General features: G+C 66.2%; 18 protein-coding genes and 3 pseudogenes. 13 read left to right on the forward strand and 8 right to left on the reverse strand.

From position 1 onward, the window contains the following. Nucleotides 1–108: 108 nt before the first annotated feature. Nucleotides 109–384, forward strand: a pseudogene (locus tag RKD20_RS40790) (transposase family protein); the annotation flags it as partial. On the opposite strand, the gene RKD20_RS40795 reads toward RKD20_RS40790, so the two are convergent. After that, nucleotides 366–1,079, reverse strand: a complete 714-nt coding sequence (locus RKD20_RS40795; protein ID WP_424882098.1) for a M55 family metallopeptidase — start codon at nt 1,077–1,079, stop codon at nt 366–368. The pseudogene RKD20_RS40790 and the gene RKD20_RS40795 overlap by 19 nt on opposite strands. 125 nt (nt 1,080–1,204) lie before the next feature. On the opposite strand from RKD20_RS40795, the gene RKD20_RS40800 reads away from it, so the two are divergent. After that, a complete protein-coding gene (locus RKD20_RS40800; RefSeq protein WP_424882099.1) occupies nt 1,205–1,840 on the forward strand; it encodes a C39 family peptidase in 636 nt (211 codons plus the stop codon). A gap of 25 nt (nt 1,841–1,865) precedes the next feature. Here the strand turns inward: RKD20_RS40800 and RKD20_RS40805 are convergent, their stop codons facing one another. Continuing rightward, nucleotides 1,866–2,768 (reverse strand): threonine ammonia-lyase, encoded by a 903-nt coding sequence (locus RKD20_RS40805; protein ID WP_424882100.1) that lies wholly within the window; start codon nt 2,766–2,768, stop codon nt 1,866–1,868. A gap of 53 nt (nt 2,769–2,821) precedes the next feature. Beyond that, nucleotides 2,822–3,874: a D-alanine--D-alanine ligase family protein gene (locus RKD20_RS40810; RefSeq protein ID WP_424882101.1), complete on the reverse strand. Its 1,053-nt coding sequence runs from the start codon at nt 3,872–3,874 to the stop codon at nt 2,822–2,824. Nucleotides 3,875–4,298: 424 nt separating this feature from the next. On the opposite strand from RKD20_RS40810, the gene RKD20_RS40815 reads away from it, so the two are divergent. From RKD20_RS40815 to RKD20_RS40830, 4 genes and pseudogenes are all read left to right on the forward strand, one after another. Continuing rightward, nucleotides 4,299–5,600, forward strand: coding sequence for an ATP-grasp domain-containing protein (locus RKD20_RS40815; RefSeq protein ID WP_424882102.1), 1,302 nt, complete (start codon nt 4,299–4,301; stop codon nt 5,598–5,600). Between the two features lie 365 nt (nt 5,601–5,965). Beyond that, complete coding sequence (locus RKD20_RS40820) at nt 5,966–7,099, forward strand: ATP-grasp domain-containing protein (RefSeq protein WP_424882103.1); 1,134 nt, start codon at nt 5,966–5,968, stop codon at nt 7,097–7,099. Nucleotides 7,100–7,193: 94 nt separating this feature from the next. Beyond that, the gene (locus RKD20_RS40825) at nt 7,194–8,507 is read left to right on the forward strand and encodes an MFS transporter (RefSeq protein ID WP_424882104.1); all 1,314 of its coding nucleotides are present in this window, start codon (nt 7,194–7,196) and stop codon (nt 8,505–8,507) included. An 83-nt stretch (nt 8,508–8,590) separates the two neighbouring features. Beyond that, nucleotides 8,591–9,422, forward strand: a pseudogene (locus tag RKD20_RS40830) (IS5 family transposase). Here the strand turns inward: RKD20_RS40830 and RKD20_RS40835 are convergent. The 4 genes from RKD20_RS40835 to RKD20_RS40850 all read right to left on the reverse strand — a co-directional run bounded on the left by RKD20_RS40835 (nt 9,399) and on the right by RKD20_RS40850 (nt 13,319). Further along, nucleotides 9,399–9,842: an adenylyltransferase/cytidyltransferase family protein gene (locus RKD20_RS40835; protein ID WP_424882105.1), complete on the reverse strand. Its 444-nt coding sequence runs from the start codon at nt 9,840–9,842 to the stop codon at nt 9,399–9,401. The pseudogene RKD20_RS40830 and the gene RKD20_RS40835 overlap by 24 nt on opposite strands. 1,663 nt (nt 9,843–11,505) lie before the next feature. Beyond that, complete coding sequence (locus tag RKD20_RS40840; protein WP_424882106.1) at nt 11,506–12,111, reverse strand: hypothetical protein; 606 nt, start codon at nt 12,109–12,111, stop codon at nt 11,506–11,508. Then, nucleotides 12,059–12,535: a hypothetical protein gene (locus RKD20_RS40845; protein WP_424882107.1), complete on the reverse strand. Its 477-nt coding sequence runs from the start codon at nt 12,533–12,535 to the stop codon at nt 12,059–12,061. Before RKD20_RS40845 ends, RKD20_RS40840 begins: the two co-directional genes overlap by 53 nt. A 517-nt stretch (nt 12,536–13,052) precedes the next feature. Then, a complete protein-coding gene (locus tag RKD20_RS40850) occupies nt 13,053–13,319 on the reverse strand; it encodes a GlsB/YeaQ/YmgE family stress response membrane protein (RefSeq protein WP_424882108.1) in 267 nt (88 codons plus the stop codon). A gap of 265 nt (nt 13,320–13,584) precedes the next feature. Here RKD20_RS40850 and RKD20_RS40855 point away from each other — a divergent pair, with 265 nt between their 5' ends. From RKD20_RS40855 to RKD20_RS40870, 4 genes are all read left to right on the forward strand, one after another. Continuing rightward, a complete protein-coding gene (locus tag RKD20_RS40855) occupies nt 13,585–13,941 on the forward strand; it encodes an ArsR/SmtB family transcription factor (protein ID WP_424882109.1) in 357 nt (118 codons plus the stop codon). Nucleotides 13,942–14,268: 327 nt separating this feature from the next. Beyond that, nucleotides 14,269–15,972 carry an LCP family protein gene (locus RKD20_RS40860; RefSeq protein WP_424882110.1) on the forward strand — a complete coding sequence of 568 codons (1,704 nt, stop codon included), beginning with the start codon at nt 14,269–14,271 and terminating at the stop codon, nt 15,970–15,972. Between the two features lie 72 nt (nt 15,973–16,044). After that, nucleotides 16,045–16,311 carry a Sec-independent protein translocase subunit TatA gene (gene tatA, locus RKD20_RS40865; protein WP_424882111.1) on the forward strand — a complete coding sequence of 89 codons (267 nt, stop codon included), beginning with the start codon at nt 16,045–16,047 and terminating at the stop codon, nt 16,309–16,311. Between the two features lie 113 nt (nt 16,312–16,424). After that, complete coding sequence (locus RKD20_RS40870; protein WP_424882112.1) at nt 16,425–18,146, forward strand: protein kinase domain-containing protein; 1,722 nt, start codon at nt 16,425–16,427, stop codon at nt 18,144–18,146. 28 nt (nt 18,147–18,174) lie between these two features. On the opposite strand, the gene RKD20_RS40875 is transcribed toward RKD20_RS40870, so the two are convergent. Beyond that, entirely contained in the window at nt 18,175–19,404 is a 1,230-nt protein-coding gene (locus RKD20_RS40875; RefSeq protein WP_424882113.1) for a PP2C family protein-serine/threonine phosphatase, read from the reverse strand. Between the two features lie 168 nt (nt 19,405–19,572). Between RKD20_RS40875 and RKD20_RS40880 the strand changes: the two genes are divergently transcribed. From RKD20_RS40880 to RKD20_RS40890, 3 genes and pseudogenes are all read left to right on the forward strand, one after another. Beyond that, nucleotides 19,573–20,271, forward strand: a complete 699-nt coding sequence (locus RKD20_RS40880; RefSeq protein WP_424882114.1) for an NADPH-dependent F420 reductase — start codon at nt 19,573–19,575, stop codon at nt 20,269–20,271. A 210-nt stretch (nt 20,272–20,481) separates the two neighbouring features. Continuing rightward, a pseudogene (locus tag RKD20_RS40885) lies at nt 20,482–20,923 on the forward strand (pyridoxamine 5'-phosphate oxidase family protein). Between the two features lie 398 nt (nt 20,924–21,321). Beyond that, nucleotides 21,322–23,706, forward strand: coding sequence for a phosphoketolase family protein (locus RKD20_RS40890; protein ID WP_424882115.1), 2,385 nt, complete (start codon nt 21,322–21,324; stop codon nt 23,704–23,706). The last annotated feature ends 100 nt before the right edge of the window (nt 23,707–23,806 follow it).

The following is a 23,806-nucleotide window of genomic DNA, read 5'->3' on the forward strand; positions in this document are numbered from 1 at the left end:
AGATTTTACATAGGGAGCGTTTTCAGCGTGGCCGCCGATTGGGCGACGCCGACGGGGTGCGCAACGCACGTGGCTCCCGTGCCGTTGGGGGAGGTGTTCGAAGTCTCACGCGAGACCGATCCCGACTGCGTTCTGCTTGACGGCACTCTTGCGGAGCGCGACCGGAACGGCGACGGCCGGGCCGACTACTCCGCCAAGCACCGCCGACATGGCGTGAACGTGCAGCTCGTGATCGACCTTGTGGCCGGCTGCTGTGGATCTCACCCGCATTGCCCGGCCGCGTTCACGACGTGAGTGCGGCCCGCACCCACCGGATCATCCGAATCTGCGAACGTCAAGGCGTCCCCGGTCCTGGCTGACCCCGTCTACATGGGCGCCGGCCCGCCGCGGCCGTCCTCAGACCTGGCGGGCAGCGCTGGAAACAACGCCGCCGGGGCGGACGGCTGACGCGGTGCGGCCGACAGTTCCGCGAGGAGATTGTGTGCTGCCGTCTGGATCGAGGCTCGGGCTTCGATGACCGGCCGCAGTTCAGCGGCAAACCGATCCCGCGCCAACTTGACTTGGACGGTTGTCACGCCGGTGTCCCATGCGGCCATCTCCTCGCATGCGGCGTCGTCTCCCGATAGCAATCCGACTGGCACGCGCAAGGCGGCCGCCGTCGCATGCAGCAGCCCAATCTCGCCGACAAGCTGACCATTCAGCCACATGTCCTCGATCTCGTGCCCCATGAAGCTGTGGCTCATGACTCCCAACGAGCCGGCCCGTGCATGGAAGCCAATGCAGAGCACGACGGCGAAATCGCTGTCGAGCCCCTCGAGCATGCTCATCGGCTTGGATCGCCCCTTGATGAGGCGCCCTCTTGGGTGCAACCGGTCTGGAAGCAAGTTACGCATGGGCCCGTGTGCGTCGTTCACCAAGATGTCCGTCGCACCGCCGGACAAGGATCCGGAAATGGCGGCATTGACATCTTCGGTCATCATGACACGGCCGTGTTCGTAATCCCTCCCGGGTGGCTGAACATCCTCCGCGTCAACCAGACCGGAAATTCCCTCCATGTCTGCACTGATGTAAACCTTCATGTGCAAATTCCCTCGCACAGTTCATGACTAGCGGATGTCGCGCAGGACTTGGCGTCGTGCTATCGTCCTGTCCTTCTGCTGGCATGCCCGCCGAATCATGCCAGCCTGTGTGCGAAAATGAGGACATGCAGCAAATTTCAGCCAAAGAAATTTCGATCCGGCATGAGGTGCCGTACTACTCGCAATGGGAATCGGCAGACCTGGTGCCCGGCCTTTTAGCAGGCCAGGTGCAGGCTGAGGCCGATCCGCTCTGGCAGCGTTCAGGAGCCACCAGCGAAGATGAATATGCCTTTTGGTCGTGGCGCATATGTGGAATGGCCTGCCTGCGCATGGCGCTGGACTATTGGAACTTGCCATCGGCCGGCCTGGTGACCCTGGCCCGGGAGTTTCTGGATGCTGGCGCATATGTGCGTCGTGAGAATGGTTTGGACGGTCTTATCTACGCGCCATTCGCCCAACACGCAGCCCAGCGCTGGGGGATCAAAGCACAGGTCCGGACAGACCTGACGGCCGCCGAGCTCCCGGGGCTCCTCAGCGACGGGAAGCTGGTCATGCTGTCCGTGCACCCGTCGATCCGGGACCCGGAGGCCCTGCCGCCCAGCCGCGGCGGGCATCTGGTTCTCGCTGTCGGGTGTGCGCCCGGCCACTTGCAGATCCACAACCCCTCGGGCCTGCCTGGGATTTCCCAACGCTTCGCCGAGGTGCCATGGCCCGTGCTGACGCAGTTTTTCGCTCAACGAGGCGTAGTCCTCGAGCGATAGGTCAGCAGACGCGGCCGGACATGGGCTAACCGAGAATGCAGTTCTTCCACACCTCGTCGTCGATGTTCCCGCCCGAAACGACACAGAGCGCCCTCCTGCGGGGGTCAGGGTTCTGCAAGGCTGCCGCGAAGGCTGCTGCTCCTGCTCCCTCGGCCCGGATCCCCGCCTCCGCCCAGAGGATGCGCATCGCCCGATGCAGCTCCTCATCGCCGACGGTGCGGACGTTCAGGCCGTAGTCGCGACACGCTTGAAAGGAACGGGCTCCGATTCGTCGCACCAGCAGGCCCTCCGGCAGGCCGCGAGCCGACGCGAGTTGCACTCTTCGGCTGGCCTGCAGCGACAACTGCATCGCCGGGGCGGCCTCATATTCCACTCCGACGATCTCAGTGGCCTCATTGCCCCACTCGGCGATGCCGGCCGCGACCAAACCACCACCTCCGACGGGCACGAAAGCAGTGTCGGGCAGGCCTGCCTCCTCGCGCACCTCGCGGTACAGGCTCCGGTGTCCCTCGATGATGTCAGGGTCGTCGAAGCTGTGTACGAAAACAGCGGACCGTGCGGACGCGTACCTGCGCGCCAGAACCTCGCAGTCGTCATAGCCGCCATCCACCAACTCGATGTCAGCGCCAGCACCTGTGATCTTGCGCCGCTTGGCCAGTGGCGTCGTTCGGGGCACGAAGACACGAAGCGACAGCCCGCGAGCCGATGCCGCGTGGGCCAAGCCTGAGGCGTGGTTCCCGGTGGATGCTGTGACCAGGGCACTCTCCGACGGTAACTGCTCCACTTTATGAGCGTTGCCTCGGTACTTGAACGCGCCTGATATCTGCTGTGACTCATCCTTGATCAGGATGCTGTGCCATCCGTGTGGCTGCATCCTGACGATGCGAGTGCGGGTGGGCTCGATTGTTTCCTTCTGCTGCGTGGCCATTGCCGTCCTTCACGGTGACAGGGTGTGGGGCCCACCCGGGGGAATGGGCGGACTCAGTGACTGATCTCGTATTCCTTGATCTTGTTCCGTGAAGGACGGCCGTCGTAGTCCCCAACCGAGGCCAAGACGAGATCGGCGACAGTGCGACCGGATGCGGCGAGCGCACGCGGGAAGATACTGCCGGACATCAAGCCGGGCAGGGTGTTGACCTCCAGGAAGTAGATCTCGGCGTCTCTCACGATGTAGTCAAAGCGAGCGAACGTGGCAACATCGGTCGCCTCAAAGAGTGAGTGCGACAACTCACGGATGGCTGTGACTGTTGCATCCTCATCGCACAGCTCGATGCGCGCACGCCCCTTGACGTGCTTTTCCTCGTGGCCGAAAAAGCCCTGCGAAACAATCTCGGCGACCGGAAGATCGACGAACTTTCCCTCTTCCCGATAGACACTGCAGGAGTACTCGCGCCCGCGAATGAACTCCTGCACAAGGATCTGGGTGTCATACGGCGCAACTGCGTTGACTGCTGCTGCCAGGGCTTCTTCGGTGGGAGCGTGCAGGCACGTTGTGAGCAACGATGCGCCCATCCGGTTCGGCTTCACCACCACGGGGCCCGCACCGATCTTGCTCAGGATGCGCTGTGCATCGAACGCGTTCCCCTGCACCAGCACAGAACGCGGGGTATGCAGAGCGGGGAGCAAGGCCGTCGCCAGGCTGGCTTGGAGATACTTGTTCATACCCACGGCCGAGGCCAGCGTGGGGCCGAAGTTCCCGCGAACTCCGAAGACCTCCGCCAAGCCTTGCCATCCCCCGTCCTCGCCCTCATTGCCGTGCAGGAGAGAGAATACGAAGGAGCCGCTCTCTCGCAGACGTTCGACAGCTGAGCCCAGCGGAAGCGTGCTGCCTTCGAGGAGTCCGGCCTCATCCTCGGGCCACGGCCCGTTTTTGAAGACGTGAACGACGCCTGAACGGCTGATGTAGAAGACCGAGTCGATTGTGACACGGTCCGATTCTTTGAGTAGCTCGTGAAGTACGTGATGATATCCGTGCAGAGATGCATCGTGTTCGGTACTCCGACCGCCGACTAAGAGTGTGACACTTGTGGACACCAATGACCTCTCATTCTAGAAAGCGACTAATCCGCCTGGCATATTGGTCTGATGCTGTCTGGCGCGTAGGTCATGACTGTGCGCCTCGTGCTCTTGACGTTACGGACGATTGACTAGCGAGTCAATAGAGAGTCACAGATGTGACTGAGCTTGCGATCAAGTCGGTTGCTCTGCCACGTGCAACCTCGCGAGGTCTCTCGAATCTCTCTACCTGTGGGTCATATGCACCTTATGTCACCGGTTGCAGCTAATGCCCAAGTCATAAAGATGACTCAGTGCTTGACTCCTTGTGCAGTCTGTGACTAGCTTAGTCGGCTGGCGCACTCGAACCGTGCAGGAGAGTGCTTTGATGAGGTTCTGGCCTCTCAATTGCCTACGACTGACCATGAACGTTCCTTGCGATCTCTTGCTAAGGAGTAATCGAATGCCAGGTGAAACGAAACTGCCAAGGCTGGTGTTCCTCGATGGTCCGGGGCCGCCACCACCGAGGTGGTATATGCCAAGCCTCACTGCGAGGTACGACGTACACGTTCTCTGGGCCCCCACAGGTGACCGAGAAAAGGACGAGGCGCACGCTCGAGTTATCAGCCAGTTTTGTGAGCATTCACCTCTGCTGGGCGGCAGCGACCCCCTTGGGTCGATCATAGAATTCTGCCGTGAATGGCAGCCTGAAGGAATCCTCGGGTTCAGTGAGCTGGTTGTATCAGAGACTCATGCTGCGGCGCTGGAGTTGGGACTTCCTGCGAACTCGCCCTCATCGCTCCCTGCTCTCAGGAGCAAAGAGGAGCAGCGTATGGCGCTCGCGAAGGCGGGAGCTCCAATACCCCGCTTCTCCGCTGTGCGCTGCCTGAGTGAACTGGTTAGCGCAGTGGCTGAGGTTGGGTTGCCGGCAATACTCAAGCCCTCCGTCGGGGTCAGCAGTGTGGCGACGTATCAGATCACGCCGGGCATCGATCTCACGGAATTGTGGGAGAACGCGACCAGGCGGTACAAGACGGATCCCCGCGGCAATGGATCGGCGGACTTCGTTCTGGAAGAAATGCTGATAGGCCAGCAGTGGCACGATGATCCGCGCCTCGCCCACTACGTGAGCGTCGAGTCATTGGTACAGAACGGCTCGATCAATCACCTAGTAGTTACGGACAAGTTCCCGCTCTCGGAGTCCTTCCGGGAAAACGGCAACCTGATGCCGTCAACACTGCCCGAGCAGCGAGTCGATGCGATACTCGGGTGTGCTACAGAAGCAATTGATGCCATCGGGATCACAAATTCAATGGTCCACACGGAAATAATGCTCACCGCTGACGGACCTCGCATTATTGAGGTCAACAGCAGGCTCGGTGGCGCCGTCATAGAGATGCTTCATCTCTGTTTCGACTACGACGTTGTCGCTGCGATGGCTGCAGTTGCGACAGGACGTGAGGTTGCGCCACTGGGGCCGCGGTTGCGCAGTTCGGGGCAGTACATTCCGCAATCCCCGGCGAGGGACGTGACGGTCTCGAAGGTGCCAACAGTTGATGAACTCCTGGCTCTTGACGGAGTTGTGGAGGCCGAAGTCTTCTGTAAGGTCGGAGAATCTCCTGAATGGCAGCGCGGGACGTCTGCCGGCCGTTTGGCGCGAGTTATAGCAGCGTCCGAATCAGTCAACCGTCTCCTCGATTTGTCCGACATTTTGAAATCGGACGAAGTTTTTTCATATCTGCCAATGCTGGAAGAAGCCCGTTGATCATCGAGTTGGACGCGGGCTGTATGCAGGGCGGTACGAGCGCTCGCATCATGGTGCCGCTCGCCATAGCAACCGTGTCCGGCTTGTACGCGTTTTTGAGGCCGCTGACGCCAGCCGTCGATCGGCAGGAGATCATTACCGTGGCTGAATCAGACTGGACATGAAGGACTGAGTCAATGGAACCGCGCCGAATCCTCGTCCTCGGGGGCACCAGCAGACTCCTCATGAAGGCTGAGGGGCTTGGGCTCCGCATAGTAAACATCAGGGCCACTGACGATCTAACTGAGCGAGCATCTGAGATTTGCCAGGATGTAAGAATCGTCGATTTTAGCGACATGGCTGGGATAGTTCAGATGGTTCGGGAGATGCATTCCGAATCACCTTTCTCGAATATTGTCTGCCATGCCGAAGCATTGCAGATGATCGCCGGTCATCTCACGTCAGAACTTGGATTACCGGGGAATTCATTCGAGATCGCAGAGATCTTCAACGACAAGTTCGCCACCCGAAGCCTGCTGCGTAAGCACGGTCTCAGCCACGCCGCTTCGGAGATGGTGACCTGCGCGGATGACCTCACCAGGTTCGTAAGCAACCACGGACCTAGCATCATCAAGCCTCGAGGGGGCAGTGGCAGCTGGGGGGTCCGGCTGGTGCGTGCTCCTGCGGAAGCCGAGGCGGCGTGGCGCTGGGTTGCCGATGCCGGTCTGACCGAGATGCTGGCTGAGGTGTTTCTCGTCGGGACCGAGATATCCGTCGAGTTTTTCTCTATCGATGGACAGCACATCCCGCTCGCCGCCACGACGAAAGAGCTCAGTGATGAGTTCATCGAGATCGGGCACGCGGTGCCCGCGCCCGTTCCTCCCAACGAGCTGGAAGCTTGTCACCGACTTGTGCAGGGCCTGCTGGACCTTGTGGGTCTCAAGTGGGGGCCGTCGCACACGGAGATCATTCTGACGTCGTCGGGTCCGGAGGTCGTGGAGTCACATTGCCGCCGGGCCGGCGGCCACATCAACGAGTTGGTCAGGCTGGCTCACGGCATCGACATGGAGCAGTTGGTCTTCGAGCTCGCAGCCGGACGGGGCGTTTCTGTCAGCAGTCAGCCCGTGGCCCAGAGGTCAGCGGCAATCAGGTTCCTCACGGCCCAGGCGGGCACTATTGCCGGCGTCACTGGTGTCGAACAGGTGGCGGCCCGCAACGATGTATCGGAGGTGGAGGTACCTGCTCCGGGCCAGCGGTCGTTCGGGCTGAGGTGGGGTGGTGACTATGTGGGCCATGTCATCACGCTCGGTCGTACACCGGCTGGGGCGATGGATTTGGCTCGTGAGCTGGCTGCGCAGATCGATATCACGATCTTCCCGTCCACTGGTGATGCGCCGGACAGCGCCGTACAGGCCATCCCCGGAGATGCTCTCGACGCATTTGTGGTCGCGAGTGCCGGAATTCCCGCCGCACACGCGAAACATCTCTCCGAGTCAACCGGAAAGTCGGCGGCGAGGTGAGCGGGGTGTTTTACTGTCCAGTTGAGTACGAGCAGCGCGAAGGCCACGCGACGGGCGACTTCACCAGTTCATGGTGCTTCTTGGGAGCATCGGCGTGACGAACAGTGCAACGTCGATCAATGACTCTCAAGAGACGGTCGAATCAAAAAGCCGAGGAAAAGCGCTGTCGCGAAGCTTGTTACCCCCAACGCAGCAGGCGAGACCGCTAGCTCTCAGTACTGCCTTGCACACGATGGGCACTGGCCTCGTCGTGACCCTGAGCTCGATCTATTTCACCCGTATCATCGGTTTGTCGGTTTCACAGGTCGGTGCGGGGCTTGCCGTCGCGGCGCTCATTGGTCTCACTGCGGGGATTCCGCTCGGCAGGCTGTCCGACCGACTGGGTTCCCGCGGACTGCTCATCGCGCTGCTCGCGTGTCAGGCGGCTGCAGTTCTGCTGTACACCCAAGCCGAGTCATATTCCGCTTTCGTTGTTGCCGCGAGCCTTCTCGCGTTCGCAATACAGGGCGATTCAGCTGTGCGCATGACGCTGATTGCAAACCTGATTCCGGCAAATGAACGTATAGTGACTCGCGCGTATCTCCGATCCGTGACCAACCTGGGGTTCGCAGTGGGTACCGCACTGGCGAGCATCGCCCTAGCCTCCGACCGCCAGGCGACTTATGAAACTCTCCTCTTCGTCGGCAGTGGCTGTTTCCTCTGCGGAGCTGTCGCGGTAATGCGCGTACCCCCAGTACCTCCTATGGCTGGCGCAAATAAAGTCAGCCGGTGGGCTGCCCTGGCGGACCGCTCGTACGTGACCGTCGTCCTGATCAACTCAGTGCTCCAGTTGCACTATGCCATTCTGGAGGTCGGAATCCCTCTGTGGGTGTCAGAATACACCGATGCGCCGCGCGGGCTCGTTGCCGTACTTTTCTTGCTCAATACGTTGGTGATTCTTGTTCTGCAAGTCCCCGTCGGCCGCCGCTTCGGGCCGCTGCGCCATGCGGGCCGCTGCGTTTCCCTGGCTGGTGTTCTCCTGGCTTCAGCATGCTTGCTGCTCGGGCTGTCGGGGCCTGTGACGGGATGGCTCACCATTGGTATCCTATTGATGGCCGGCACTGCGCACGCGCTCGGTGAGATCTTGCATGCAACCGGATCCTGGGCAGCTAGCTTTGAACTCGCGCCAGAGGATGCCCAGGGGCAATATCAGGGCCTATTCGCCACAGGGGTTGGATTGAGTCAAGTACTCGGCCCGTTTCTGGTGACCGTTCTGATTCTGCCAAATGGGGTCACCGGATGGGTTATTGCTGCGGCATTTCTCCTAGGCGCGGGTTTCTTGATGGCGGCAGCGATTCGGCGAGGTGCCATACGCATGACAGCGGCTACGGCGCCTGCCTCGGTTGGCCTAGCCGCTGACAGGCCTTAAGAGCTCGTAACAGGATCTTGCTGAGGTGTCCTGGTCGGGCGTGACCGACGTGATGATTAGGCCGTTCGTGTCGTGTGGCAACTCTGCCTTGGATCGTGGACGACGGCTTGCGGGCACGGATCGAACCGCTGCTCCCGCCCTGGCCTAATCGGTCACCGTAGCCGAAGCCGGTGGAGGACCGGCTATGCCTGCAGGGCATCCTGTACGTCTTCCGCCGGTGCATGGCCTGGCAACTCCTGACCCGGGAGCTGGGTTTCGGCTCCGGACAGACCTGCTGGCGGCGACTGGACCGATGGCAGAAGGCCGGCGTCTTCGAGTAACTGCACCACGTGCTGCTCGCCGAGCTGAACGCAGCCAGCGAACTCGACTGGAGTCGCGCATGCGTGGACGGCTCCCCGGTTCGCGCGAAAAAGGGGGAGCCGCGACCGGCCCGTCGCCGGTCGACCGGCGCAAGACTGGCAGCAAACACCACCTGATCTGAGACGGCAGGGGCACCCCGCTGCACGTCGTCACGACCGCCGCGAAGGTCAACGACAGACCCTCGACCTGGTCGGCGGCATCCCTCCCGTCGCCGGACGGCCCGGCCGCCCACGACGGCGACCCGAATCCATCCCGGGTGACAAGGCGTGCGACTCCAAGGCCGTACGTCGGGAGCTGCGGCGCCGCCGGATCCTGCCGGTGATCTCCCGCAAGGGCGCCCCGAACATCAAGGGCCTGGGCAAGCTCCGCTACGTCGTCTAGCAGACCTTCGCCCTGCTCCACCAGTTCAAACGCCTCGCCGTACGATGGGAACGACGCCTCGAACTCCACGAAGCCTTGGTCTTGTTGGGCTGCAGCCTCATCTGCTTCAGGCGGCTCAAGAAGGCCAGATCGCATGACCGCCTTACGAGCTTACGAGATCGCCGTGCCCTCTGATGAAGGGGCCGCCGCGCGACACCGTCGGATTAGCTCGGTCGTGGAGACGCCAGCTGTGTACCGCACAAGGCGCAGCTTTCCCGCATCGGCCACTGGACCGAAGACTTCTTTGAGCGCGTCAGCTGTGAGGTCGTCCCCGTGCACGACCACGTCGATTCCGTGCAGGTCCAGGAACTCGTTCGTGACACGGTAGGGCGCGTTCGGGACCACCACGTCGACGTACCGGCATGCCTCGATCACCGCGACCCGCTCCGCCAGCGTCATGATGGGCTTGCGCTTGTACCTGCCCACGACCTCGTCAGAGAGCACCCCGACGATCAGCCGCTCCCCGAAGTCCCGCGCGGCCCTGAGCAGCGCGACGTGCCCCGGGTGGAACAGGTCCCCGACCATGTCGACGTAGACGTTCCCGTGCTCAGTCATGCCTGTTGCCCTCTCGACGGGTCCAAGCCGACCAAGACTGGGCTAATCGCCCCGCTTCGTCAACTATCCGCCGTCGACGCTGAAGCGGCTGAAGAAGGCTCATTCAAGATCCTGTTACGAGCTCTTAGTGTCCCTAGCGGACCCGACGGATTGCCGGGAAAGCCATAGGTGGATCTGCACGGCGGATGGTCGCAGGATAGAGCGCTATTTGCGTGTATTCTTTGACAAACTTGGGCTCTCGCTTGAACCTATTTCCAGGCTGTGCGTACCGTCGCCCGGACAATGGCGTCGGACCCGTCGGCGGCGTAGTAAACCCACCAAAGAGATGCTTGAGTGTCGACTTTGCCGATGATCCATCCAGTGTGACGCCCTTCCTCATCTTTGCATTCCCAGGGAGTGGGCTGCCCACCTATAGGTGAACTGACGCCTCCCTGGAACGTGCATCGCAGGAAGTTCCACGAATCTATTGGGTCCTGCACCTCAAGACCCCAGGGGTCAACGGCTCGGGGTGGCCTGCCGTAGCTCGGCTCTGACGACAGATGCACTAGAATGATCCTTCGGCTCCATGGGTCTTCAACGCAGCCGACAAGGTTATGAGCAGGTCGCACCTCCCAACAGGGATCATAGAGATAGCTACCGCTACGTCCGTCGATGCAACGGTAGGCGCCTGGATCCTCGCTTACGATGCTGGATTCCCAGCACTTACCGTGTGTCCTCGTCCGGGGATCTTCTGTGAATCCAGCTGCGGGGCGACCTTCTTCATCGAAGAGTCTGACATAGCGCACATCGGTGCTAGTGACACGCGGCGCCTCTGGAGATGAGAAAAAGCCCCCGACTTGAGTTGCTATAGCAGTAGAGAATCCTGAGGCAAAAACAGTAACTACTGTGACTAGAGCAGTCGAAGTTACGGTAGTCCATAAGAGTCGTCGTCGAATCCGGCGGGGATGCTGGTTCTGGTGTGATCGAGCAGGGTTTTGGATCCGAGCGGGGCGCCGTTGACTCGACGGAGGGTTCATATTCCTAGCATGTACCCGTTTATCCATTGATGGACAGTGGGCCGACTTCAACAGGTCGGCAACAAGTCGCCCTGGATAGCTTGAGGCCTTTGCTCGGAAGGGTGCCGTTGTCGTGGGAGCACGGCCGTCGCGTCCTCCGAGCCGCTGGTGCAGCGGAATTGTGTTGGTGTCCTCTTCGGTGGGCTGACTTCAGTGGTGACCATCGCTGTGGTTGGGAGGGCATGAGCTGCTTGTGACGTCTGAAGCAGCGCAGGAGCCAGTGGCATGACTTTGCTGTTTCTTGCGCATCTCATACGGGTCGCTGCTGCGGTTCCGTGGGTGGTCCTGCACAGCACCCTCGGAGGGGTCGTTATCGCAAGCCAGCCCTGATGGCAGGGTTCATCTTCACCTTGTGGTTCACCTGGTTCGTCATCAAATGGCTCGGGTGCCCGGCTCCCCAGCCCCGCTTTGCCGGGGCAACCTTCCACTCTGGTGGCCGAATGCCCCCCGTCATGGCCTCTGAACGACCTTGGCACCGGCAGCGGCAACCTGCTCAACAGCGCCCCCGACCAGCCGTTCTACGCCAGCAAGATCGTGTTACGAGCTCTAACGTGGAGACAATAGTTTGAGTTCTCGATTCGGATCATGCGCCGTTGGCTCGCTCGGGGTTACTGATTCTCGTATTTAAGTTGGGTGATCCGGCTGCACAGCTCTTGATTCTGTGCGGTCAGTTCACCGATCCGGTCTGTGAGGTCGGTCGCCCGTAGCCGGTCGGGTTGTCGGTACGAAGAATCACCAAGTTGGTGCCCGTACTCGTGGCACCGCCTGCCGATCGGGGTTCGTTGCCTTGGGCTGGGGTGCGGGCCTGCTGGGTACGGGCGGCTTCGATGTGCTCGCGGACGCTTGGGGCGTAGACGAGCCAGTTCGATAGGCCCGCTGCCTTGGCGACCGGAGTGAAGTTGATCGGCTCGCGAGGCCCCCGGGAGTTGCTTGTGCACCTTCTCGGCGGCCTCGGTGCAGGCGTCGATCTTGTCGGGGAGGTTGCGGGTGACGAGGGCGGCGGCGCCCAGCGTGTGAGCGGTCTCGTGTTCAGTGCCGCGCGGGTGGTGGAAGTGCTCTTCGATGGCGGGCAGGCAGGAGGAGTCGGGGCGGTAGATTCCGCAGCCGGCGCATTGGAAGCGCGGACGGTAGCTCTTTCCCCCGGCTTTGATGTTGGTCGGTTCAGTGCAGTTGCCGTAGGGCACGGCGACCGAGCGCGCTTGGTAGGCGGTCATCGAGGCCATGAGCGCGGGTTTCCCGGAGCCTTCGACGACCCGCAGACGCGTGATCGCGCAGCAGGTCGGGGCGCACCTCTGCGTCGGCGTACCGCTGGGCGTAGGAGTGCCGGAACGCACACGGGAGGGTGCCCGCGGTGTCGTAGGGCAGCGGGGCGCCGTTGCGATCGAGGTTTCCGGAGTCCAGGGCCGGCAGGGCATCGGCCCAGGCGCGGATCGCCCGCGCCGGGTTGCCGGACACCAAGCGCGGCACCCCGGTGTCCGCTGAGAGCGGGAACAGGTAGGTATGGCTGCGCGGCGGCAGGTTCGTTCGAAATCCAGCAGCTGGAAGAACTTCGTCAGACTGGTCGCGGCGATGGGTGAACGCGTAGCGTCCGCCGTCCGGCTTGCGGGCGTCCCCGAACGTCTCAACCACCGCGTCCATGTCGGCGAACTATGTGCACGCCCTCCGGACACGGCGGTCCGTCAGTGGCGCACCTTCACCTTGATGTCGGCGACGATGTCGATGGCAGCGGGGGTGATCACGCCTGAGATCTCCATGAAGTGTCACCCCACCCGTGGTCGGCGGGCACGAGTGCCCGCCGAAGGGAGCGAGTGGCCCGTAGAAACGGCACGTTCGGTTGCGACCGGAGGAACAGGCGTGATCCGCCTGGGTGTTGGCGCGCGTTCGGTGGCCGAGGGGGCGCGGCGCGCCAGATCTCCCACCGCTGACGGAAGGTGCGGCCCACTGTCGCCGTAGCGGCGTCGCGCGTAGGGGCTGCTGCGGCGGCGGCGCTCCAGTTCCTGCGGCCCTGCGCCGGGCATCCACGGCGACCACGGCGAGCCGCGTGGAGCGCGGATCCCCGAGCGGTGGTGGCACGCCCCCGCATGGCGGTACGGAGTGTGTCGCCCCCTCTGCGCTGCCGCCGGCACGGCGACGGCAGCGGGTACGTCCCCGCGGGTCAGTTCCGGGAGTTGCCGAACAGCAGGCGGTAGCCGATCAGCAGCACCAGGGAGCCGCCGATCGCGGCGCCCCAGGTGTAGAGGTCGAAGAAGTGGCTCTCCACCGGGCGGTCGAGGAAGTGCGCGGAGAGCCAGCCGCCGACGAACGCTCCCGCGACCCCGATGAGGGTGGTGCCGATCAGGCCGCCAGGGTCGCGGCCGGGCAGCAGGATCTTGGCGATGGCTCCGGCGAGCAGACCCAGAATGATCCAGCCGATGATGCCCACGGTGTAGTCCTCCAGTCGGGCCAGGCCAGGCGGAGTGCGCCCGGTTCACGACCCTTCGGTTGCCTGATTGCGCAAGCTTATGGAGTGAGGCCAGGGAGGAGCAGGCCTGACAGGTTGCTGATGACAAGTCGTCGATGTTCTTTCACACGCTTATTACATTGCGCAACCAACGAAGTGGAGGCCCTCTCGTGGCCGAGGTGCCACCCCCTTACACTGAGACAGCACACGTGCGTCGACGGTGACCGGGGTGGGACGGGAGGGGATCGTGGCGACACTCGCCGGTGGCTTCGAGGATCCGTCCGTCGAGGTCCTGACGGAGGCGGCCGCCGCGTTCGGACTGCTCGCCTCTTCGGCCCGGCTGCACATCATGTGGGCGCTGTCCCAGGGCGAGAGCGATGTCACCCACCTCGCCGACCGGGTCGGCGGCGCGTTGCCCGCGGTCAGCCAGCACCTGGCGAAACTGAAACTCGCCGGGCTCGTGCGTTCCCGACGTGAAGGTCGTCGGCAGATCTACTACGTCGACGACCCCGACATCGTGACCGTGGTCCGCGTGATGGTCGGCCAGCTGACCGCCCGTACCGGCCCGGCGGTCGCGCACAACGCCGGCTCTCGCAGCTCCTAGGCGCCGGCGCCCCCCGGGGCGATTCCTCGTTCGGCGAGGTCAAGGAGGGTCGGGACGTCGGCGGACCGCGGCTCGGAGGATCTGCCGAGGACCGGGACCTCGCCCCCCGGAGGGCCAGGCGCCCCGGAGGTTGCCGCATTCGGTCATGAGATCTCTCACCCGTGAAATGCGACGCGGTCCGTCCTGGTCGCGCCAGGGGTTTGTTAGATTGCGCAACTACGCAAGCTAGGCGGGTTCCCGCTTGGCCTGCCTGTACACCGCCGCGCACGCCCGGCCGCCCCCTCCAAGGCCGGCCTGAGGGGCCCGACCGTTTCGTGGGAGTGGTAGATGAGCGACCGGTGGGACAGCCCGGGCGGTCAGGCCACACGCAGCCGCACCGGCCGGGTGCCGGGACAGCGGGAGGGCGAGGCGGACGGACATCGCCCCGGCGGCCGGGCCGCGGCCCGGGCCGCGGCCCGCTCGCAAGGCGGCAAGCGGTCGCGTCGCCGGGCCCGCCCGGTGCGGCGTGGCAGGCGGGTGCTGAAGATCGCCGGCATATGTCTGGCACTTCTCGTCCTGGGCACGGCCGGGGTCGGCTGGTGGTTCTACCAGCACCTCAACGGCAACATCAACAGCGTCGCGCTCGACGGCAAGGGCGGTTCCGAGAAGGCCGACGCCTTCGGCCGTACCCCGATCAACATCCTGGTCATGGGCTCGGACGGCCGGACCAGCAAGGCGGACTGCAAGCTGGGCGGCGGCTGCTCCCAGACCGGTGTGCAGACCGGAAACGGCAACGCGGACGTGCAGATGGTCGTGCACATATCCGCCGACCGCTCCAACGCCACCGTCATGAGCATCCCCCGCGACACCATGGTCGACGTCCCGGCCTGCAAGGACAGCAAGAGCGGCGAGTCCACGTCCGGCTACTACGGCCAGATCAACAGCGCGCTGCGGTACGGCCCCGCCTGCCAGGTCGCCACCATCCACCAGCTCACCGGCATCCCCATCGACCACTTCGTCAAGCTCGACTTCTCCGGCGTGGTCAAGATGTCCGACGCGGTCGGCGGTGTCTCCGTGTGCGTCGACAACAACGTGTACGACACCTACTCGCACCTGAAACTGTCCAAGGGCGACCACACCCTCAAGGGCCAGGCGGCCCTGGAGTTCGTCCGCTCGCGGCACGGCTTCGGGGACGGCAGCGATCTCGGTCGTACGGTCTCCCAGCACATCTTCCTCAGCGCGATGATCCGGAAGTTCAAGAGCGCGGGCACCCTCACCGACCCCACCGCGGTCTACGACCTGGCCGACGCCGCGACCAAGGCGCTGACCGTGGACGACGGCCTCGGCAGCGTGAAGAAGCTGATCGGACTCGCCGCCGACGTGAACAAGGTCCCCACCAAGCGGATGACCTTCACCACGATGCAGACCGCCGCCGACCCGAACGACACCAACCGGGTGGTGGTGGGCGCGGGTGCCAAGGCCCTCTTCTCCAGCATCTCCGACGACCAGTCCCTTTCCACCGGCTCCGGCAAGAAGTCCTCGGCGGCCCCCGCGACCGCCAAGGCCTCGGCGGTGCCCGCCTCCCGGATCGCCGTGACCGTCGAGAACGGCACCGAGATCACCGGCCGCGCCTCCGTCGTCGCGAACGCGCTCACCGGCCAGGGCTTCAGCTCCGCCACGACCACCGCCAATGCGCCGAGCCCCGCGACGACCACCATCCTCACCTACGGCACCGGCCGGAAGGCCGAGGCCCAGACCGTCGCCAAGGCGCTCGGGCTGCGCATCTCGCACCTCAAGGAAGGTACGGGTACCGGCCTGACTCTGGTGATCGGCAGCGACTGGACGAGCGGCACCACGTTCCCGGGCGGCTCTTCCTCGCCGGCGCCCGCCGACACGAAGGCCGCGGTCTCCAACGCCCACGCCCAGACCGCCGACGAGGCCAAGAAATGCGCCCAGGTCAGCCCCTACAAAACGGTCGCGCTCAACGGGGTCCCGATGACACCGGCGCAGGCGTACGCGGCGGCGACCAACAAGAAGGACTCCGACGAGTGAGGCGGGGGCCGTGTCCGTGGTTGTACAGTTGCGCAAGCTGGCAACAATGAGCGCGGAGAAGGGACGTACGGCATGCTGCGCAACGGACTGGAGCCCTGGCACCTGCTGATCGTGGCGATCATGATCATCCTGCTGTTCGGCTCGAAGAAGCTGCCCGAGGCCGCCCGCGGGCTCGGCAAGTCGATGCGCATCCTCAAGAGCGAGGCCAAGGCCATGAAGGAGGACGGCACCGCGCAGAGCACCGCCGCTCCGGCCGAGCCGGCCGCGCAGGGCGTCCAGGTCGCACCCGGGGAGCCGGCGGCGGCGCGGGGTACGGCCGAGGGCAACCCGGCCCACTGAACTCCCGTACACCGGACCGGTTCACCGGCCTGTCCGCTGCTACGGCGGCCTGGTGCCGGCCTTCGCCCCCCTGGGCCGCGTGGCTCTGACGGCGTCGCCGTATGCTCCCGCCCATGAGTGAGGCAGACGAGGGCCCCGGCAGACGAGTCGTCGACGGGCGCTTCGAGTTGGAGGCCCGTCTCGGCGGTGGCGGGATGGGCACGGTCTGGCGGGCCAGGGACCTGGTGCTGCACAGGATGGTCGCCGTCAAGGAGGTCCGCCCGCCCGACCGGGACCTCGCCGAGTACGACCCCGACAGCGCGCGGACGCTGCGCGAGCGGGTGCTGCGCGAGGCTCGGGCCCTGGCCCGGATCGACCACCCGAACGTGGTCACGATCCACCACATCGTCGACGGTGGCGAGGGCACCTACCCGTGGATCGTCATGGAGCTGGTCGGCGGCGGCTCGCTCGCCGACCGCCTCGCCCAGGGGCCGATGCCGTCGGCCGAGGCGGCACGGATCGGGCGGGGTGTGCTGGCCGCGCTGGCCGCCGCGCACGACGCCGGCATCCAGCACCGGGACGTCAAGCCCGCCAACGTCCTGCTGAGGTCCGACGGGCGCCCCGTCCTCACCGACTTCGGCATCGCGGCGATCCGCGAGACGACGAGCCTCACCGTCACCGGCTCCATCATCGGCACCCCCGACTTCATGGCACCGGAGCGGATCTCGGGCCACGAGGGCGGATCGGCCTCGGACCTGTGGTCGCTCGCGATGATGCTGTACACCGCCGTTGAAGGCCACCACCCGCTGCGCCGCGGCAGCACCCTCGCCACCCTCGCCGCGGTCCTCAACGACGACGTGGCGCCGCCGGTGCGGGCCGGTGCCCTGGGCGACGTACTGATGAGCGTGCTCGTAAGGGATCCGGCGGCGCGGCCGTCGTCCGCCGTGCTGGACCGGCAGCTGGCCGTGATCGAGTCCGGGCAGGGCGGTCCGGCGACCGCCTGGCATCAGTCCTCCACCTCCTACCCGCTGCACCCGCCGTCCGCCGCTGCGGCCCCTTCGTACCCAGGGGCCTTCGGTCCGCCCACGGCCCCCCTCGCCGATGCCCCCGCCGGATTCGGGCCGCCGCCCGTCCTCGCGGGGCCGGGGCAGCCGCTGACCTCGCCGGTGCGAGCGGGTCGTGGGAACCGGTCCGGGCCGGGCGTCCTGCTCGGGGTCTCGGGGGCCTCGGTCGCGGGCGCCCTGGTCCTGCTGTGGTGGCTGCTGCCCTTCGGAGGGGGCTCGGGCGGTTCGGGCGGCGCCGCGGACCCCGGCGCCTCGTCCTCCGCCGTCTCGGCCCCGGCATCGACCGGCTCACCGACCGCGGCCCCGGCGGCCCGGCAGTCGAAGGACACGACGACCACGACCCTGCTGACCGCCGACGGCATCCGCACCGCCGTCAAGGCGCTGGAGCGGCAGAGCGGCCGGGACAGGTTCGGCGACTTCACCGTGTACGACGGCTACGTGTCGGCCGAGCTGATGGTCAACGGCAGCGACAGCAAGTACGACAGCTACACCTACCGCCCGGGGCAGGGCGTGGAGAAGGGCATCATCAAGGGCACCCTGTCCGGCGGCGACCGGCCCTTCCGTCTCGGAGGCTTCGACTGGGGCAAGGTGCCCACGCTGCTCGAAGAGGCCCGGAAGAAGCTCAACGTCGACGGTCCGGAAACCCGTTACGTGACGGTGAGACAGCCCAACGACACCTTCGACACCCCGCTGGGCATGGCCGTCTACCTGAGCAACGAGTACAGCCAGTCCGGCTATCTGGAGGCGACCCCCAAGGGCAAGGTGACCCGCGTCATGCCCGCGGAGGACTGAGGGCCGCCCGGAGCACGGGTCACCGCCCTCAGAGGGCGATGACGACGAGGGCGGTGTCGTCCGCGTTGCCGGTCGGCGGCAGCAGCTCCGCCAGGAGCGCGTCGGCCAGCTCCTCGGGTTCGGCGTGACGGTGGCGGGTGAGCGCGTCGGTGAGACGGGCCAGGCCGGTGTCGATGTCCTCGGTGCGGCGCTCGATCAGACCGTCGGTGTAGAGGACCAGCGTGGCGCCCTCCGCGAAGGGCGTGGTCGCCTCCGGGCGGGTGGCGTGTTCGGGGCTGGCGCCGAGCGGCGGGTCGGTGGCCCGGTCCAGGAAGGACACCGTGCCGTCGGGGTGCAGCAGGGCGGGCGGGAGATGGCCCGCGCAGCTGTAGGTGAGGGTGTGGTCGTCCCAGTCGATGAAGGCCGTGGCCGCCGTGGTCGACTCGGCGCCCGCGACGGAACGGGCGTACAGACCGAGGGCCTCCAGCGCCCGGGCCGGCCCGTCGGCGACGCGGGTGGCGGCGCTCAGCGCGCTGCGCAGCTGGCCCATGACGCAGGCGGCCGCCAGACCGTGCCCCACCACGTCTCCTACGGCGACGGCGAAGCGGTCGCCCGGCAGGTCGACGAGGTCGTACCAGTCACCGCACACGTTGAGGGCGCCGACGGCGGGCCGGTAGCGGACGGCCGCCTGATGGTGGCCCAGGGGTCCGGGGGCGGGCAGCAGGGCCTCCTGAAGAGCCAGGGCGACCTCGCGTTCGTGGGCGTGGGCCTGGCGCAGGCGTTCGTTCACCTCCTGCAGTTCCCGGGCCCGGGTGTACAGCTCGGCCTCCAGTACGCGTGCCCGGCTGTCGCCGCCCGGGCCGCCGCGGGCGCGGATGAGTTCGGTGACCTCCTCGACCCGGTGCACGACCAGCGTCACCTTGTCGTCGGTGCCGAGGACGGGGGCGTTGACCGGACTCCAGAAGTGTTGCCGCCAGTGGCCGGGACGCTGGGGATCCTCGATGTCGTATCGGACCACCGCCATGGTGTCGCGCTCGCCGGTCGCCACCGTGCGCAGCATCGACTCCCGCGTCTCGCGCATCCCGGCCGCGGCCGAGTCATTGGGGTTCTCGGGGAAGACGTCGAAGATGTAGCGGCCCAGCAGCTGCTCGCGGGCGCGACCGGTGATGCGTACGAAGTCGTCGTTGACATCGACGTACACCAGTTCGGGCGTCAGGAGCGCCACCATGCCGGGCAGGGCCCGGAAGACCGCCGCGTAGTCGATCTGCGGTTTCCTCATGTGCAGCCTGCCTCGACACGAGCCATCATGATGTGATTTTCCACGATAGAGGGGAACAGGCCGACGCTACGACAGCTACCGTCATCAGGGGGCAGAGAACGACCTTGTTCGGATTCGTCGTGGGCACGGCCCCGGCCGGTCGCCCGAGTCCCGGAAGGACCCACTCCCATGCGTTACGCAGTCCTCGGAACCGGCATCGTCGGCCGGACGATCGCCGGAAAGCTCGCCTCCCTCGGCCACGACGTCGTGATCGGCACCCGCGACCCCGGAGCCACTCTCGCACGTACCGAACCCGACGGCATGGGCAATCCGCCGTTCGCCCAGTGGCACGCCGACCACGGGCAGGTGCGTCTGGAGACCTTCGAGGCGGCCGCGGCCTTCGCCGAGACGGTCTTCAACACCACCGCCGGCGACCAGAGCCTCAACGCCCTCCAAGCGGCGGGCGCGGCCAACCTGAGCGGCAAGGTCCTCATCGACGTCGCCAACCCGTTGGACTTCTCCGCCGGGATGCCGCCGACGCTGGACCCGGTCAACACCGACAGTCTCGGCGAACGCATCCAGCGTGCCTTTCCCGACGCCAAGGTCGTCAAGACCCTCAACACCATGAACTGCCTCGTCATGGTGGAGCCGGCCCGGGTGACAGGGGAGCACACCGTGTTCGTCAGCGGCGACGACACCGGCGCCAAGAAGACCGTCACCGCGCTGCTGGGCTCCTTCGGCTGGCCCGAGGCGAGCGTGATCGACCTGGGCGACATCACCAGCGCCCGCGGTGTGGAGATGCTCCTGCCGATCTGGCTGCGCCTGTACGGCACGCTCGGCCACGGCGACTTCAACTTCCACGTCCAGGGGGCCCGGCCCGGCGCGTGAGCCCGGCCGGGGCGGTACGGGCTCGACGTACCTCCCGCTCAGGAGCGCGGCGGAGCGCGGCCGGCGCGGCTGCCGGATCGGCGCGCTCGTCCTGTCCCGCTTCAGGGCCGTCCCGCCCCGGGAATCGGGACCGTTGGCCCTTCACCGCCCGCCGCGGACGGGGGCAGTGTGGAGCGCACGTAGCAGCGGACGGCGAAGGTGGGACCGGTCATGCATCCCGACGACGGTTTCCGTGAACTGGACCGGCAGGAGTGCCTGCGCCTGATGGCGAAGGTGCCCGTGGGCCGGATCGTGCACACGCGTCATGCCCTGCCCGCCGTCCTGCCGGTCAACTTCTGCCTGGACGACGGCGGGGCCGTGCTGCTGCGCACGGCTGCGGGCTCGGAGCTGGTCCGCGCGGTCGACGGCGTGGTCGTCGCCTTCGAGACCGACGAGGTCGATGTTGCGGCCCAGTCCGGCTGGAGCGTCGTCGTCACCGGCCGGGCGGGCGTCGTGACCGACCCGGCCGAGCACGCACGCCTGTGCCGGGTCGGGCCGCGCTCCTGGGCGCCTTCGCCGACGGGAGGTGTTCGTGCGGATCGAGCCCGAGCTGATCACGGGTCGGGAACTCGTCGGCGGACGCACCTTGTACGGCACGCGGCTGCCCTTCTGAGCAGGCACACGGCGGACCGGCTCCGGCTGAGGAAGCCGTAGACCGGCGTGTCACCCCGCACATCCTGTACGCCGTGTCCGACCGTGACGAGGGTGTGACGGTGCCGGTCTCGGCCTCGGCACGCCCTGCTGGAAGCCACCCGGGAGGGCCGCCTCGCGGGTCGTCGGGGCCCACTGCCACGGGCACGCGTCCGGGTCCGGGCTCGCCGCGGTCGGGCGGAGCCTGCTGCGCCGCCCCCCACCGCCCTGTCGTCCTGGTGCCGACCCCGATGAGGGGCACCCGGGCCCCAGGGGGTGGCCCGAACGGCCCTGTCGGGTACCCGGTCGGCGGGCAGAAGGTGGTGAGGCGCGGATCAGCGTGCACACTCGTCCCGAGACCCGCCACGGAAGGGAATCCCGATGTCCGTCGACACGCAGCAGGCGCCCGCCGAGCTCACGGACGACGAGTTGAAAGCCCTGGACGCCCACTGGCGCGCCGCGAACTACCTGTCCGTCGGTCAGATCTACCTCCTGGCGAATCCCCTGCTCACAGAGCCCCTGCGCCCGGAGCACGTCAAGCCGAGGCTGCTGGGGCACTGGGGCACCTCCCCGGGCCTGAACCTCGTGCACACCCACATCAACCGGATCGTCAGGTCCCGCGGCCGGGACGCCCTGTGCGTCTGGGGCCCGGGGCACGGCGGACCGGCCGTCCTCGCCAACTCCTGGCTGGAGGGCACCTACTCGGAGACGTATCCCGACGTCAGCAGGGACGCGGCCGGGATGGAGCGGCTGTTCCGGCAGTTCTCGTTCCCCGGCGGAGTGCCCAGCCATGTGGCGCCGGAGACGCCCGGGTCGATCCACGAGGGCGGCGAGCTGGGCTACTCCCTGTCGCACGCCTACGGAGCCGCCTTCGACAACCCGGACCTGCTGGTCGCCTGCGTGATCGGGGACGGCGAGGCGGAGACCGGCCCGCTGGCCGCCTCCTGGCACTCCAACAAGTTCCTCGACCCCGTCCACGACGGCGCGGTCCTGCCGATCCTCCATCTCAACGGCTACAAGATTGCCAACCCGACCGTGCTCGCCCGGCTCCCCGAGGCCGAACTCGACGAACTGCTGCGCGGCTATGGCCATGCGCCGATCCATGTCACCGGCGACGATTCCATGACTGTGCACCGGGCCATGGCCGCGGCCATGGACGACGCTGTGGAGCGCATCGACGCGATCCAGCGCAGCGCCCGCGAGGACGGTGTCCCCGAGCGGGCCCACTGGCCGGTGATCGTGCTGCGCACCCCGAAGGGCTGGACCGGCCCCGCCGAGGTCGACGGCCTCCCGGTCGAGGGCACCTGGCGTGCCCACCAGGTGCCGCTGTCCGCCGTCCGGGACAACCCCGAGCACCTGCGGCAGCTGGAGGCGTGGCTGCACTCCTATCGCCCGCAGGAACTGTTCGACGAGCAGGGACGGCCGCGCGCCCAGGTGCTGTCCTGCGTGCCCGACGGCGCGCGCAGGCTCGGCGCGACCCCGCACGCCAACGGCGGGCTGCTGACGCGCGAACTGCCGCTGCCGGACCTGGAGGCGTACGCCGTCGAGGTCGACAAGCCGGGCGCGACAATGCACGAACCCACCCGCGTCCTGGGCGACGTGCTGGAGTACGTCATGCGCCGCACCGGTGGGCGCCGCGACTTCAGGATCGTGGGCCCGGACGAGACCGCCTCCAACCGGCTCCAGGCCGTGTACGGGGCGAGCGGCAAGGCGTGGCAGGCGCAGATGCTTCCCGTCGACGAACATCTGGAGCGGCACGGCCGGGTGATGGAGATCCTCTCCGAACACACCTGCCAGGGCTGGCTGGAGGGCTATCTCCTGACCGGCCGGCACGGACTGTTCTCCTGCTACGAGGCGTTCGTGCACATCGTCGACTCGATGGTCAACCAGCACATCAAGTGGCTGCGCACCACCCGCCGGCTGACCTGGCGCGCGCCCATCGCCTCCCTCAACTACCTGCTCACCTCGCACGTCTGGCGCCAGGACCACAACGGCTTCTCCCACCAGGACCCCGGCTTCGTCGACCACATCCTCAACAAGAGCCCCGAAGTTGTCCGGGTCTACCTGCCGCCGGACACCAACACCCTGTTGTCCGTCGCCGACCACGTGCTGCGCAGCCGCGACTACGTCAACGTCGTGGTCGCCGGCAAACAGCCCTGCTTCGACTGGCTGTCCATGGACCAGGCCCGTGCGCACTGTGCGCGCGGCGCCGGGATCTGGGACTGGGCCGGGACCGAGGACGGCGGCCGGGAACCCGACGTGGTCCTCGGCTGCGCGGGTGACGTGCCCACCCAGGAAATCCTGGCCGCCGCGCAGTTGCTGCGCCGGCACCTGCCGGACCTGACCGTCCGGGTGGTGAACGTCGTCGACCTGGCCCGGCTGCTGCCGCAGGAGGAGCATCCGCACGGCATGCCGGACGCGGAGTACGACGCGCTGTTCACCCGCGACAAGCCGGTGATCTTCGCCTACCACGGCTACCCGTGGCTGATCCACCGGCTGGCCTACCGCCGCGCCGGCCATCCGCACCTGCACGTACGCGGCTACAAGGAGATCGGCACGACCACGACTCCGTTCGACATGGTCGTCAGCAACGACCTCGACCGGTACCGGCTGGTCATGGACGTCATCGACCGCGTGCCCGGGCTGGCGGTGCGGGCCGCCGCCGTACGGCAGCGGATGGAGGACACCCGGCTGCGGCACCACGACTGGATCCGCGCCCACGGCACCGACCTGCCCGAGGTCGCGGACTGGACCTGGCACGGCTGAACGGCAGCGATGACCAGGGAGTGACCAGGGGGCCGTCCGGCGGCCCCGCGGGAGACCTGTGGCCCCTTCTGCAACCGTCGTACCTCCGAGGAGAGTGGAG

This window comes from Streptomyces sp. SLBN-8D4, from assembly GCF_049739545.1.
Classification (GTDB): domain Bacteria; phylum Actinomycetota; class Actinomycetes; order Streptomycetales; family Streptomycetaceae; genus Streptomyces; species Streptomyces canus_C.